Source organism: Actinokineospora guangxiensis, assembly GCF_042657845.1.
Taxonomy (GTDB): domain Bacteria; phylum Actinomycetota; class Actinomycetes; order Mycobacteriales; family Pseudonocardiaceae; genus Actinokineospora; species Actinokineospora guangxiensis.
Genome location: NZ_JBHSKF010000002.1, coordinates 270698 through 284158 on the forward strand (window position 1 = coordinate 270698; position 13461 = coordinate 284158).

Here is a 13461-nt window from a genome sequence, read left to right on the forward strand (position 1 = left end):
GACCACCATGACTCTCGCCGCCGACCCGGTCGCGCCCGTCACCCCCGGCGCGTCCGCCATCGACTTCACCGTCTTCGAGGACCTGGAGTCCGAGGTCCGCACCTACTGCCGCAAGTTCCCGGTGGTGTTCCACCGCGCGGTCGGCGCTGACCTGTTCTCCGAGGACGGCCGCCGCTACATCGACTTCTTCTGCGGGGCGGGCAGCCTCAACTACGGCCACAACAACGCCACCATCAAGGCGAAGGTGCAGGAGTACCTGGCCGCCGACGGCATCATGCACGGCCTGGACATGCACACCGCGGCCAAGCGCGAGTTCCTGCGCACGGTCAACGATGTGGTGCTGCGCCCGCGCGGGCTGGACTACAAGATCCAGTTCTGCGGGCCGACCGGCACCGACGCGGTCGAGGCGGCGCTGAAGGTGGCCCGCAAGGCCACCGGCAGGCGCGGGATCTTCGCCTTCACCGGCGCCTACCACGGCATGTCGCGCGGCTCACTGGCCGCGACCGGCAGCCTGCGCGCCCGCCGCGCGGGCGGCGTCGGCCCCGGCGAGGTCACCTTCATCCCGTTCGAGGACGGCCCGGCGGGCGCGTTCGACTCCATCGGCCTGATCGAGCGCTACCTCAACGACCCGTCGTCGGGGGTGGAGAAGCCCGCCGCGGTGATCGTCGAGCCGATGCAGATGGAGGGCGGGGTCTACCCGGCGTCCCGGGAGTGGCTGCGCGCGCTGCGCGAGGTCACCGAGAAGCACGGCGTGCTGCTGATCGTGGACGAGATCCAGTCCGGCTGCGGGCGCACCGGCCGCTTCTTCTGCTTCGAGCACGCCGGGATCGTCCCGGACGTCGTCACGCTGTCGAAGTCCCTCGGCGGGATCGGCCTGCCGGTGTCGCTGACGCTGTTCAAGCGCGGACTGGACGTGTGGGAGCCCGGCGAGCACACCGGCACCTTCCGCGGCAACCAGCTGGGCTTCGTCGCCGCCACCGCGGCCATCGAGCTGTGGCAGAGCACCAAGTTCCGCACCGACCTCGCGGTGGCCAGCCGCAGGCTGGAGCGCTTCCGCACCGAGCTGGCCCAGACCCACCCGGAGATCGTCACCCGCGGCCGCGGCATGGCGCTGGGCCTGGACCTGGGCGCGGCGGGCGGGGCCGAGCGCGCCGACCGCGTGCAGCGCTACGCCTTCGAGCACGGCCTGATCGTGGAGCTGTGCGGGCGCGACGACGAGGTCATCAAGCTGCTGCCCCCGGTCAACATCGACATCGCCCGGCTCGACCGCGGCGTGGACATCCTGCGCGCGGCCCTCTGGTCGGCGTGAGCACCCCGGCGAACCCGTAAGGAGGCGGCGATGGGCCGCAGGCACCTCATCTCGCTCGACGACCTCAGCGAGGACGATCTGCGCTGGATCGTCAACCGCGGCGCGGACTACTCCGCGGGGTCCTTGGACCACGTCCGCCCGCCGCGCGAACGCGCCCTGGAAGACTTGATCGTGGGGGTGTTGTTCCGCAAGACCTCCACCCGCACCCGGACCGCGTTCTCGGCGGGAGCGCTGCGCCTGGGCGCCAAGCTGATCACCTACGGTCCCGGCGACCTGCAGGAGAACACCGGCGAGACCGTGGACGACACCGGCCAGGTGCTGGCCGGGATGCTCGACGTGCTCGTCGCCCGCACCGCCGGGCCGGAGGCGGAGCTGCGCGCCTACGCCAACCAGGACCGTATGGCCGTCATCAACGCGATGAGCGCCGGGGAGCACCCCACGCAGGGGCTCACCGACCTCACCACGCTGACCCGCCGCTTCGGCTCGGTCGACGGCCTGCGCGTGCTGTACGTGGGCGAGGGCAACAACACCGCCTCCGCGCTCGCGCTCGGCCTCAGCCGCTTCCCGGGCACCGAGCTGCACCTGCGCACGCCGCCCGGCTACGGCCTGGAGCCCGACTACCTGCACCGCGCCCAGATCCACGCCAAGCGCGCCGAATCCACCGTCGAGGAGCGCCACGACGTGGACGACCTGCCTGAGGTGGACGTCGTCTACACGACCCGCTGGCAGACCACCGGCACCGTCAAGCCCACCCCGGACTGGCGCGCGGTGTTCGCGCCGTTCCAGGTGAACCAGGCGCTGATGGACCGCTGCCCCGGCGCGGTGTTCCTGCACGACCTGCCCGCCCACCGCGGCGAGGAGGTCACCGCCGAGGTGCTCGACGGCCCGGCCAGCGCCGCCTTCGCCCAGGCCGAGAACAAGTACCACTCCGCCCGCGCGGTGCTGGAGTGGTGCGCGGGAGGTCCGCGGTGATGGGCTTGCGCGCGCTGCTGACCGCGGGCGCGGTGTCCGCGTTCGGCACGCAGATGACGATGCTCGCCCTGCCGTGGCTGGTGCTGGAGACCTCCGGGTCGGCCACCAAGACCGGGCTGGTGTTCGCGGTGCAGGTGCTGCCGATCGCCCTGCTCGGCTTCCTCGGCGGCGAGGTGATCCAGCGCTTCGGCGCGCACCGCACGATGCTCGTCGGCGACGCCGTGCGCGCCCCGCTGATCGCGCTCGTGCCGCTGCTGCACGGCATGGACCTGCTCAGCTACCCGCTGCTGCTGGCGATCGTCGCGGTGCTCGGCGTCTTCGGGGTGCCCTACTACGCCGCGCAGCGCGTGCTCGCCACCGAGCTGATCGGCGACGACCCGCGCGGCATGGCCAGGGCCAACAGCATCCTGGAGGGCGCGGTCAACATCGCCGCGTTCGCCGGGCCCGCCACCGCGGGCGCGCTGATCGCCTTCCTCGGAGCGCCCGCCGTGCTGTGGCTGGACACGGGCACCTTCGCGCTGTCGGCCCTGCTGCTCCTGCTGGTGCCGCGCATGCACGGCACCGCCACGCGCTCCGGTCCGCCGGGGGTGCTCGCCGGGCTCAAGCACATCCACGCCGACGGGTTCCTGCGCAAGGCCGTGCTGTCCACCATCACCTACGGTTTCGTCCTGCGGGTGCTGGCGATCGCGCTGCCGCTGCTGGCCTTCCAGCGCTTCGACGGCGACGCCCAGCTCGGCGGGCTGCTGCTGTCGGCGTCCGGGGCCGGTGCGCTCGCCGGGTCGCTGATAGCCATCGCGGTGGCCACGAAGGTCGAACCCAAGACGCTCGTGCTGGTCGCGATGACGGCGATGGCCCTGCCGCTGTGGCTGCTCGTGCCGGACGTGCCGGTGTGGGTGCTGATGGCCGCCGTCGCGGTCGCCTCGGCCGCGGTGCCGGTGTCCAACGCCCCGTTCTTCGCGATCCTGACCGCCCGCGTGCCCGCCGACTACCGGCCGAAGGTGCTGCAGTCGGTGATCACGCTGAGCGGCCTGGCCGGTCCGCTCGGCTTCCTGACCGCCGGTCTGCTCACCGACGGGCTCGGCATCACCGCCACCGTCGTGCTGATCGCCACCCTGGCCAGCCTCGCCTCCGTCAACGCCATCCTGGCCCTGCGCCAGCTCACCCCCGAGGCGGCGCCCCCGCCCGCCGCCCCCGTCGCCGCCCGCGCGGGCTGACCCCACCGCATCCGGAAGGTGCTCGCCATGCCTGACACACCCGAGAAGAAGGAACCCGTTCTGCTGCCCGACGGGGGCTGGCGGCTCTGGGAGCAGTTCGCCCTGCGCGGCCCTGGCTTCCCCGCCGACGGCGTGCTGCGCATCGTCCCGCCGGGCCTGGCCCTCGCCGCGGACAAGTTCGGCGAGGAGGACAAGCTCGCGGGCGCGGACTGGGACGAGTTCGCCGAGGAGTTCGAGGCCGCCGCCGTGCGCACCGCCGTGCAGCTGCAGGGGATCGCGGCCCAGCCGCGCTTCCAGGCCGCCGTCGCCTGGCAGAACCGCGCCGTCCTCGACACCGGCATCGCCTCCTTCCTCGCGTGGACGCCGGACAAGGCGCGCAGCAGCATGCCGCGCCAGCGCGAGGAGCTGGTGGCGCACTACTGGCAGCGGTTCTGCGTGAAGAACGACACGATCGGCTTCTTCGGTCCCGTCGGCTGGGGCCGCTGGGACCTCTCCGCCGACGGCCTGTCCATCGACCCGGGCTCGACCGGCTTCCTGTCCGGCTCGCAGGTGTACTTCGCCAGCTGGGCCATCGACGCGCTCGCCAAGGTCCTCGACGCGGACCCGGCGTTCCGGGCCTGGGTGCCGCCGCGGCGGGTGTCCTTCGCCCGCTTCGACGGCGACCAGATCGCCGTGCCCGGCAGGCCCGCCCAGGACATCCCCGCCGACGCGCGCGCCGTCCTGGAGCTGTGCGACGGCACCCGGCCGGTGCCCGCCATCGCCGCCGCGCTCGGCCGCGAGAGCGACGACGTGGTCGAGACCGTGCGGTTCCTGGTGCAGAAGCGCTGGGCGCACTGGCGACTGGAGGTGCCCTCGGCGACCTACCCCGAGCGCGAGCTGCGGGCCATCATCGAGCGCGTCGGCGACGAGCCGGTCAAGGCCGCCGCGCTGGCCAAGCTCGACGCCCTGGAGGCCGGGCGCGCCGCCGTCGCCGCCGCGGGACAGGACGCCAAAGCGCTGATCGCCGCGCTCACCGCACTGGAGAACGACTTCGCCGACATCACCGCCACCGAGGCCCAGCGCGCCAAGGGCCAGCGCACCGCGCCCTGCCGCGCGCTGGTCTACTCCGACTGCACCCGCGCGGCCACCGCCACCCTCGGCCGCGCCGTGCTGGACGAGCTGACCCCGCTGCAGATGTGCCTGACGGCGGCCCGCTGGATGACCAACCGCTTCGGCGCGGTCATCGGCGCCCGGGTGCGCGAGGCCTACGACACGGTGCTGGCGCGGCGCGGCTCGGTCGACCTGGCGTCGCTGTGGTTCGAGTGCCTGCCCACCCCGCACGCGGCCTCCATCGCCGACATGGACGCCATCCAGGACGAGCTGCGGGCGAAGTGGGCCCGCATCCTGGACGTGCCGTCCGGCCCGAGCCGGGTGCGGATCTCCTCGGCCGACATCGCCGCGAAGGTGCGCGAGGAGTTCGGCGAGCCCGGCGCGGGGTGGTCGCTGTCCCGCTACTTCAGCCCCGACCTGCTGGTGCTCGCCGAGGACGCCGAGGCGGTGGCGCGCGGGGAGTTCGAGCTGGTGCTCGGCGAGATGCACTGCGCGCTCAACACCATGGGCGCTTCGCTGTTCGTCCACCAGCACCCCGAGCGGCACCTGCTCGCCGAGGAGACCGCCCAGGACTTCCCGACGCCGCGGCTGCTGCCGATGCTGCCCAAGGAGCTGCCGCTGAAGTGGTCGGCGCGCAGCAGGCCGTCGCTGGACCGCCCCGAGGACTACTACGTCGCGATGGTCGACCACACCACCGACCCGCACCGCCCGCGCACCGTGCTCAGCGGCGACGTGGCCGTGGAGGAGCGCGGCGACAAGCTGGTCGCCGTGCTGCCCGACGGCGCGGAGTTCGACGTCCTCGACGCCTACGCCAACGCCATGACCCACCGGGTGATGGACCGCTTCACGCTGCGCCCCGCCGCCGACCACTCGCCGCGCATCACCATCGACCGGGTCGTGGTGGCCCGCGAGACCTGGCGGGTGACGGCCTCGGAGCTGGACTTCACCGAGGAGAAGTCCGAGGCCAAGCGGTTCGTCCGGGCCCGGCACTGGCAGAACGCGCTGGAGCTGCCCCGCTACGTCTTCGCCGTCTCGCCGACCGAGCCGCGCCCGTTCTACGTCGACTTCGACAACCCGATCTACATCACCATCCTGTCCAAGGCGATCCGCAGGCTGGCCCGCAAGGACCCGGCCGCGAAGATCACCTTCTCGGAGATGCTGCCCAACCCCGAGCAGGCGTGGCTGACCGACGACGAGGGCCAGAAGTACACCAGCGAGCTGCGCTTCGTCGCCGTCGACCAGACCGCCGTCGAGTCCGCCGCGGTGGAGGGGTCCTGATGGACACCTACGCCGACACCATCGCCGGGCACCCGCCCGACGCGATCGCCCTGTCCACAGAGGACGGCGACGTCACCTACGGCGAGCTGTCCGCCCGGATCGACTCCCTGGCCCGCGCGCTCGCGGCACGCGGGGCCGGCCCGGAGAAGGTGGTCGCGGTCGCGGTGGACCGGGGCGTGGACGCGGTCGTCGCGGTCGCCGCGATCACCAGGGCCGGGGCGGCGTTCCTCACCCTCGACACCAGCCAGCCCGCCGCCCGGCTGGCCGGGCTGGTGCGCAGCGGGGGAGCGAGCCTGCTGGTCACCGCCGACGGCACAACGGTCGACCTGCCCATTGCCGCTCCGCCGGTGCTGGTGGGCGACACCGGGGACTGGCCGGGGGACTTCCCGTCCCCGCGACCGGACGGCCTCGCCTACGTCAGCCACACCTCCGGCTCGACCGGCGAGCCGAGCCCGGTGCTCATCGAGCACCGCGGCCTGGACTCCTACCTGCGGTTCATCGCCGCCGACTACGGGCTCGGCCCGCACACCGTGGCAGTCCAGATGGCGCCGATGGGCTACGACGCCTCCATCCGGGACACGTTCGCGCCGCTGCTGGCGGGCGGGCGCCTGGTGCTGCTGCCGCGCTCGGCGCTGCTGCGGCCCGCCGAGTTCGGCGCCGCCGTCGCCCGGCACGGGGTGGACACGATCCTGAGCACCACGCCGTCGTTCCTGTCGTTCCTGGCCGGGCAGCCCGACCCGGCCGCGCTGCTGGGCGGGATGCGGCTGGTGGTCTCCAGCGGCGAGTCGCTGCGGCCGTTCCTGTCGGCGGGCGGGCGGGCGCTGGTGCCCGGCGAGCTGGTCAACCAGTACGGGCCCACCGAAGCCACGATGACCTCGACGCGCTTCCGCGTGCCTGCCGACCCCGAACTGGAGGTCGACATCGTCGGTGAGCCGGTCGGCGGGGTCGTCGTGCGGGTGCTCGGCGAGGACCTGGAACCGGTCGCCGACGGCGACGTCGGCGAGGTCTACATCGGCGGGGCCGGGGTGGCCCGCGGCTACCACGGGCTGGCCGGGCGCACCGCGGAGCGCTTCGTCCCCGACCCGCACGGGCCGCCGGGCGCGCGGCTCTACCGCACCGGCGACCTCGCCCGGTGGGGACCGGGCGGGCTGCACTTCCTCGGCCGCGGCGACCGCCAGGTCAAGATCCGCGGCTACCGGGTCGACCCGGCCGAGGTGGAGGGCGCGCTGCTCACCCACCCCGGCGTGCTCGGCGCGGTGGTCAGCGCCGAGCACGACGACCGGGGCCGGGTGTTCCTCACCGCGCACGTCGCGGGCGACTGCGGCGGGGCCACCGACGGCGCGCTGCGCGCGCACCTGGCCGCGTCGCTGCCCCCGCACCTCATGCCGCGCCGGTTCGTCCGGCTCGCCGAACTGCCCACCACGCGCAGCGGCAAGACCGACCGCCGCGCCCTGAGCGGAAGCGGGGGACCATGACGGCCGCCATCACCGGTCTGGGGCCGGGGGACGTGCGCACCGCCGCGCGCCGCATCACCGGCCACGTGCGCAGGACACCCCTGCTCGCCGACCCCGACCTGCCCGGCCTGTGGCTCAAGGGCGAGCACCGCCAGCGCGGCGGCTCGTTCAAGCTGCGCGGCGCGGCCAACGCCGTGCTCGCCCTCGGGGCGCGGGCGTTCGTCACCGGGTCATCGGGCAACCACGGGATCGCCCTGGCCACGATGGCCGCGCCGCTGGGCGTGCCGGTCACCGTCGTCATGGCGGCCGGGGCCAGCACGGCGAAATCCGACCTCATCCACGCCCTCGGCGGGCGCACGATCACCGTCGCGGGCGGGGTCGCCGAACGCGACCGCAGGGCGCGGGAGCTGGCCGAGGAGACCGGCGCGGTGTTCGTGCCGTCCTCCGACGACGAGCTGATCATCGCCGGTCAGGGCACCGTCGGCCTGGAGGTCCTCACCGACGCCCCCGACGTCGCGACGATCTTCGTGCCGACCGGCGGCGGCGGTCTGCTGGCCGGGGTCTGCCTGGCCGTGCGCGACCTGCCGGTGCGCGTCGTCGGCGTCGAGCCGGAGAACGCCAACCGGTACGCCCGGTCCTTCGCCGAAGGCGGACCCGTGCGGCTGCCACCGAGCCGCACCGTCGCCGACGGGCTGCGCGGCCAGCAGCCCGGCCTGCTCACCTACCCCGTCATCCGCGCCCGCGTCGACGAGCTGGTCGCCGTGTCGGACGCCGAGATCGTCGCCGCCCGAGACCGGCTGGCCCGCCGTGGCGTCGCGGCCGAGCCCAGCGGCGCGGTCGCCCTGGCGGGCGCGCTGCGCGCCGGCTGGCGGGGAACCGCCGCCGCGGTGGTCTCCGGCGGCAACACGGCCGAGGCCCTGGCCGTCGCGGCCAAGACCCACCTGCCAGTCCACAGAGTCCCCACCGAGAAGGAGTTCGCATGACCACCACCGAGAAGCTCGCCACCGACGTCGCCACCGTCGACCTGCTGGTCGACATCTACCGCGAGACCCTGGGCGATGCCGGTCTGGACGCCGACAGCGACTTCTACGAGGCGGGCGGCGACTCGCTCACCGCGTTCCAGATCACCGCTCGGCTGGAGGAGGCGCTGGGCGTCGAGGTGCCCGTGGCGCTGGTCTTCGCCTACCCGTCGCCCGCCGACCTGGCGGACGTCGTCGACACCGATTTCGCACGAGCATAGGGGGCGGGCGTGGACCAGACACCGAAGCTGGGCGCGCGCTGGCGGCTGTGGGACCAGTTCGCACTGCGCGGCGCCGGGTTCCCGGCCGCCGGGGTGCTGCGACTGGCCCCGGACGGGCTGGCCGAGGCAGCCGACAAAGCCGATCCTGCCGACCCGGCAACGCCCGAGTGGGCCGAGTTCAGCGCGCAGTTCACCGCCGCCGCCACCGACACAGCACACGAGCTGCTCAGCATCGCCGCCCGGCCGGACTTCCGCGAGGCGGTGGCCTGGCAGAACCGGCCGGTGCTCAGCTCGGGCATCAAGCCGTTCCTGGCGTGGACGCCGGACAAGGGGCGCAGCAGCATGCCGCGCCAGCGCGAGGAGCTGGTGGCGCACTACTGGCAGCGGTTCTGCGTGAAGAACGACACGATCGGCTTCTTCGGGCCGGTCGGGTGGGGCCGCTGGGACCTGTCGACGGCCGGGCTGGCCGTCGACCCCGGCGAGGGGCTGCTCGCGGGCACCGAGGTGTACTTCGCCAGCTGGGCGATCGACACCCTGGCCGCCACCATCGCCGCCGACCCGGCGGTGCCGTCGTGGACCGCGCCCCGGCGCGTGCCGTTCATCCGCCGCGACGGGGACACCGTCATCGTCCCCGGCAGGCCGCCGCAGCCCGCGACACCCGCGCAGCTGGCCGTGCTGGACCTCTGCGACGGCGTCCGCCCGGCGCGGGCGATCGCCGAGGCGCTGCCCGAACTGGACATCCCCGCGACTCTGGCCGAGCTGGTCAAGAAGCGCTGGGCCCACTGGCGGCTGGAGATCCCCGCCGACGCCCGACCGGAGCGCGGCCTGCGCGCCTGGCTCTGCACCGTGGGCGACGACGAGCTGCGCACCCGCGGCCTGAGCGCCCTGGACGAGCTGGAACGGGGCCGCGACGCCGTGGCCGCCGCGTGCGGTCCGGACGAGCTGGTCGAGGCGCTGACCGCGCTGGAACAGCGGTTCGTCGCGCTGACCGACACCGCCGCCGTCCGGGAGAAGTCGACGGGCACCGCCCCGTGCCGCGCCCTCGTCTACGCCGACTCGCGCCGGGCGGCGACCGCCCGCCTCGGCGGCGGCGTGCTCGACGCGCTGGCGCCGCTGGAACCCCTGCTGGACAGCGCGGGCTGGCTCACCTCCCGCCTCGCCGCCGCCGTCATGGCCCGTGCCCGCGGCGTCTTCACGACCCTGGCCGCCCGCGGCCCGGTGAACCTGGCCGAGTTCTGGTTCGCCTGCATGCCGATCCTGCACGGCCACGCGGGCGCCGAGGCCGAGGGCCTGCGCCGGGAGTTCCAGGACCGCTGGCGCCGCATCCTCACCCCCGAACCGGACATCGACCGCGTCCACCGCTCCCTGTCCACCGTCGCCGACGGCGTGCGCGCCTACTTCGGCCCGCCCGGCAAGGCCTGGACGACGGCCCGCTACCTCAGCCCGGACATCATGATCGCCGCCACCGGTCCGGAAGCGGTCGCCCTGGGCAACTTCGAGCTGGTCCTCGGCGAACTGCACCTGGCCAGCAACACCATCGGCGCGTCGCTGTTCGTCAACCAGCACCCGAAGCCCGCCGAGCTGCTGGAGCTGACCGGCCGCGACCACCCGGGCGCGCGCCTGATGCCGCTGCTGCCCAAGGAGCACCGCTCCCGCCTGTCCGCCCGCATCCGCCACACCCTCGTCCGCCCGGAGGACTACTACCTGGCCCTGGTCGACTTCACCGCCGACCCGACGAGGCCCCGCACGGTGCGCAGCGCGGACGTCGAGGTCATCGACGTGGACGGCGACCTGGCGGTGGTCCTGCCCGACGGCGAGCGGTTCGCCGCCGTGGACGTCTTCTCCCACGTGCTGACCACCCTGGCGATGGACCTCTTCGAGGTCCTCCCGGAAGCGCCGCACACCCCGCGCGTGACGGTGGACCGGATGGTCATCGCCCGCGAGACCTGGCGCCTCCCGGCTTCGGGGGCGAGCTTCGCCGAGGCGAAGGACGAGGCCAGGCGCTTCGTCCTGGGCCGCGCGTGGCGCGATGAGCACGCGATGCCGCGGTTCGTCTTCGCCGTCCTGCCGACCGAGCCGCGGCCGTTCTACGTGGACTTCGACAGCCCGGTCTACGTGAACATCCTGGCGAAGGCGCTGCGCAGGCTGGTCAAGAAGGACCCGGAGGGCGTCATCACGATCACCGAGATGCTGCCGACCCCGGAGCAGACCTGGCTCACCGACGACGCGGGGGAGTCCTACACCGCGGAGCTGAGGTTCGTGGCGGTCGACGAGGGGTAGATCGGTTCTCGGCCGGGCGCCGGGTGTCCTCTCCGGACACCCGGCGCCCAGTCACGCCGGTGACCGGAGGTGCGCGAAATGCGCTTCGCGGACCTCTCTCGCGTCGTCCCCGTTCAGCCACGTGATCACGTACTCCCGAGAGGCCAGCCGGAAAGCCGAGCACAGGAGTTCGTCCAGCGCTTCGGCTTCCTCGTACTCCCCTTGGAGGTAACCGATGTAGCCGGGTCCTCGCTCGATGACGACATCCCAGCACAGCACCTCACGTGGCGTGCCGCGCACCTTCCACCACAGCATCGCGGGGTGCTCGGCGACCACGTTCCGCGACAGCAGCAGATGGCCCTCGGCCCCAGCTCCGTCGCTCAGCGCGCCGACCCGGCCCGCGAAGGCGGCCAAGCGCGCGTCCAGCGGGGTCGGGTCGACGTGGCGGGCTCGTCGGCCGAAGGGGGTCATCAGGGCCACGGTACGGGCGCGGCCGGGTCAGGGCACGTGCCGGCGGCGCCGATGGGGTCGTCGGTCACGCAGAGGTCTTCGGCGGAGAGGGATGTCGCCGACCAGCGCGCCCAGGTCGAGCGGCAACACGCGGACATGGCTGGGCGCCGTGCCAGGGTCAGGTGACCCTGGCACGGCGCCCAGCCGCGGGGATGTTTGGCTACGGGAGTTCAGGCAGCAGGAAGTCGGGGACGTCGGTGCCCAGGCCGAGGTCCGTCGCGCGCTGGTGGACCACCGCGGCCACGGCCAGGTCCAGTGCGCCGAGACCGAACGGCGAGAAGATCGTCAGGCGGTCGGTCGCACGCTCCAGCGACACCGAGCCGCCCAGCAGTTCGCCGATGCTCGCGTCGATGAAGTCCCGGTGCCCGACGCGCTGCTCCGCCAGGTGCAGCGACGTCGCCGCCCGGCAGACGTGGTCGACGTCGTCCACCACGTTCACCGCGCCCAGGATCGTGGACGCCTCCAGGTCCCGCAGCGACACGTGCAGGATCAGGGTTCCCGGAGCGCACGCCTCGGCGGCCGTGTGCGGAACGCCCGCGACGGTCGCGAAGCTGACCAGCCGGTGGGCGGACAGCGCGGACCCGAGGGAGTCCGCGATCTCCACCTTCAGCCCGCCCAGCTCCTCCTCCACCCGCCTGCCGAACGCCTCGGAACGCTCGCCGGAGAGGTCGAACAGCGTCACCGTCTCCAGCGTGGGAACGGTCACCCGCAGGAAGCGCAGCACCTCGAAGTTGATGACCCCGCAGCCGACCAGCGCCACCCCGGTGTCGCCGCCGGGCAGTGCCGCCGCCGCCAGCGCCGCGCTCGCCGCGGTGCGCCGGGCCGAGATCGTGGACGACTCCAGCAGCGCGGTCGGGTGGCCGGTCTCCATCGAGTTCAGGATCAGCGCCGCCGAGGCGCGCTCCAGGCCGTTGGCCACGTTGCCCGGGAACGACGAGATCCACTTGATCCCGGCGATCGGCGACTCGGTGCCCAGGTAGGCGGGCAGCGCGATGATCCGGTTGCGGTCGTCGTCGGGGAAGCGCAGGAACGACGAGTGCGGCACGACGGTCCGGCCCGCGGCGTGCAGGACGTAGGCGTCGCGGACGGCGGAGAGGACCTCCTCCTCCGCGCCGTCGAGGGCCTGGCGGACCTGGGCCGCGCCGAGGATCAGCATGGGGCCACCTCCATGGCGGGTTCCTTCCACAGGTGGGCGATGTCGCCGAACTGCTCGGCCACCCACTCGTCGTCGTAGATCGTGTCCAGGTAGCGCTCGCCGCGGTCGGGCAGGATCAGCACGCACGTGGCGGAGTCGGGGATGCGCTCGCGCATCGCCGCGAGGGCGGCGACGACGGCCCCGGAGGAGCCGCCCGCCAGGATCGCCTCGCGGGCGGCCAGTTTGCGGCAGCCCGCGACGCAGTCGACGTCGTCGACGATGACCACCGCGTCGGCCATGCCGTCGCGGTGCAGGGCGGGCCGCACGGCCGCGCCGTGGCCGGGGATCAGGCGGGGGCCGGTGGGCGGGGCGAAGATGGCGCTGCCCGCGGCGTCCACCGCGACCACGGTCGTGGGCAGCCGGTGGTCGCGGATGAAGTCGGCGCAGCCGCGCAGGGTGCCGCAGGAGCTGGTGGCGCAGAACAGGTAGTCCACGCCGCCGGGCACCGCCTCGGCGATCTCGCGCATCGTGGTGCGGTGGGCCAGCGGGTTGCCGGGGTTGGCGTACTGGTTGGGCCAGTAGGCGCTGTCCAGCAGGGTCAGCAGCTCGCGCACCCGGCGCTTGCGGACGGGCAGGTACTCGCCGGTGGCCGGGTCGGTCTCGGTGACGACCTCGACCTCGGCGCCCAGCGCCCGCATGATCGCGATGTTCTGGGCGTTGGTGCGCGGGTCCACCACGCACCGGAACCGCACGCCCAGGTACGCGCACGCCTGCGCCATGCCGATGCCGAGGTTGCCGGAGCTGGACTCCACGACCACCGTGCGGCCGGGCACCACGTCACCGCCGCGGATGGCCGCGCTCAGCATCTCCAGCGCCGAGCGGTCCTTGATGCTGCCGCCCGGGTTGTGCGCCTCCAGCTTCGCGTACACCCGGAACCCGGCGTCGGGGTCCAGCTTGGCCAGCTCGACGATGGGGGTGCCGCCCACGGTGCCCAGCACCCC

11 protein-coding genes are annotated in these 13461 nt (G+C 73.7%); 8 read left to right on the plus strand and 3 right to left on the minus strand.

From position 1 onward, the window contains the following. Positions 1-7: 7 nt before the first annotated feature. From ectB to ACFPM7_RS05140, 8 genes are read left to right on the plus strand one after another with little or no spacing between them, the layout of a single operon-like run. Positions 8-1309, plus strand: a complete 1302-nt coding sequence (gene ectB, locus ACFPM7_RS05105; protein WP_378244333.1) for a diaminobutyrate--2-oxoglutarate transaminase — start codon at positions 8-10, stop codon at positions 1307-1309. A gap of 30 nt (positions 1310-1339) precedes the next feature. Then, on the plus strand, positions 1340-2281 hold the full coding sequence (locus tag ACFPM7_RS05110; protein WP_378244334.1) for an ornithine carbamoyltransferase: 942 nt from the start codon (positions 1340-1342) through the stop codon (positions 2279-2281). Beyond that, a complete protein-coding gene (locus ACFPM7_RS05115; protein ID WP_378244336.1) occupies positions 2281-3495 on the plus strand; it encodes an MFS transporter in 1215 nt (404 codons plus the stop codon). The genes ACFPM7_RS05110 and ACFPM7_RS05115 overlap by 1 nt, the downstream gene beginning before the upstream one ends. 27 nt (positions 3496-3522) lie before the next feature. After that, positions 3523-5862, plus strand: coding sequence for a lantibiotic dehydratase (locus tag ACFPM7_RS05120; protein WP_378244338.1), 2340 nt, complete (start codon positions 3523-3525; stop codon positions 5860-5862). Next, positions 5862-7337, plus strand: a complete 1476-nt coding sequence (locus ACFPM7_RS05125) for an amino acid adenylation domain-containing protein (RefSeq protein WP_378244340.1) — start codon at positions 5862-5864, stop codon at positions 7335-7337. The genes ACFPM7_RS05120 and ACFPM7_RS05125 overlap by 1 nt, the downstream gene beginning before the upstream one ends. Then, positions 7334-8299 carry a threonine ammonia-lyase gene (locus ACFPM7_RS05130; RefSeq protein ID WP_378244342.1) on the plus strand — a complete coding sequence of 322 codons (966 nt, stop codon included), beginning with the start codon at positions 7334-7336 and terminating at the stop codon, positions 8297-8299. The genes ACFPM7_RS05125 and ACFPM7_RS05130 overlap by 4 nt, the downstream gene beginning before the upstream one ends. Continuing rightward, complete coding sequence (locus ACFPM7_RS05135; RefSeq protein ID WP_378244344.1) at positions 8296-8556, plus strand: acyl carrier protein; 261 nt, start codon at positions 8296-8298, stop codon at positions 8554-8556. Before ACFPM7_RS05130 ends, ACFPM7_RS05135 begins: the two co-directional genes overlap by 4 nt. A gap of 9 nt (positions 8557-8565) precedes the next feature. Then, complete coding sequence (locus ACFPM7_RS05140; protein WP_378244346.1) at positions 8566-10836, plus strand: lantibiotic dehydratase; 2271 nt, start codon at positions 8566-8568, stop codon at positions 10834-10836. Between the two features lie 51 nt (positions 10837-10887). On the opposite strand, the gene ACFPM7_RS05145 is transcribed toward ACFPM7_RS05140, so the two are convergent. The 3 genes from ACFPM7_RS05145 to sbnA form a co-directional block, all read right to left on the minus strand. Further along, a complete protein-coding gene (locus ACFPM7_RS05145) occupies positions 10888-11286 on the minus strand; it encodes a hypothetical protein (RefSeq protein WP_378244348.1) in 399 nt (132 codons plus the stop codon). 199 nt (positions 11287-11485) lie between these two features. Beyond that, on the minus strand, positions 11486-12481 hold the full coding sequence (sbnB, locus tag ACFPM7_RS05150; RefSeq protein ID WP_378244350.1) for a 2,3-diaminopropionate biosynthesis protein SbnB: 996 nt from the start codon (positions 12479-12481) through the stop codon (positions 11486-11488). Beyond that, positions 12475-13446 carry a 2,3-diaminopropionate biosynthesis protein SbnA gene (gene sbnA, locus ACFPM7_RS05155; protein ID WP_378244352.1) on the minus strand — a complete coding sequence of 324 codons (972 nt, stop codon included), beginning with the start codon at positions 13444-13446 and terminating at the stop codon, positions 12475-12477. The genes sbnB and sbnA overlap by 7 nt, the downstream gene beginning before the upstream one ends. Between the last annotated feature and the right edge of the window lie 15 nt (positions 13447-13461).

What these genes read in the sequence shown, in the direction of transcription:
- ectB (WP_378244333.1), top strand. Translation starts at nt 8, where the DNA reads ATGACTCTCGCCGCCGACCCGGTCGCGCCCGTCACCCCCGGCGCGTCC.
- ACFPM7_RS05110 (WP_378244334.1), top strand. Translation starts at nt 1,340, where the DNA reads ATGGGCCGCAGGCACCTCATCTCGCTCGACGACCTCAGCGAGGACGAT.
- ACFPM7_RS05115 (WP_378244336.1), top strand. Translation starts at nt 2,281, where the DNA reads ATGGGCTTGCGCGCGCTGCTGACCGCGGGCGCGGTGTCCGCGTTCGGC.
- ACFPM7_RS05120 (WP_378244338.1), top strand. Translation starts at nt 3,523, where the DNA reads ATGCCTGACACACCCGAGAAGAAGGAACCCGTTCTGCTGCCCGACGGG.
- ACFPM7_RS05125 (WP_378244340.1), top strand. Translation starts at nt 5,862, where the DNA reads ATGGACACCTACGCCGACACCATCGCCGGGCACCCGCCCGACGCGATC.
- ACFPM7_RS05130 (WP_378244342.1), top strand. Translation starts at nt 7,334, where the DNA reads ATGACGGCCGCCATCACCGGTCTGGGGCCGGGGGACGTGCGCACCGCC.
- ACFPM7_RS05135 (WP_378244344.1), top strand. Translation starts at nt 8,296, where the DNA reads ATGACCACCACCGAGAAGCTCGCCACCGACGTCGCCACCGTCGACCTG.
- ACFPM7_RS05145 (WP_378244348.1), bottom strand. Translation starts at nt 11,286, where the DNA reads ATGACCCCCTTCGGCCGACGAGCCCGCCACGTCGACCCGACCCCGCTG.
- sbnB (WP_378244350.1), bottom strand. Translation starts at nt 12,481, where the DNA reads ATGCTGATCCTCGGCGCGGCCCAGGTCCGCCAGGCCCTCGACGGCGCG.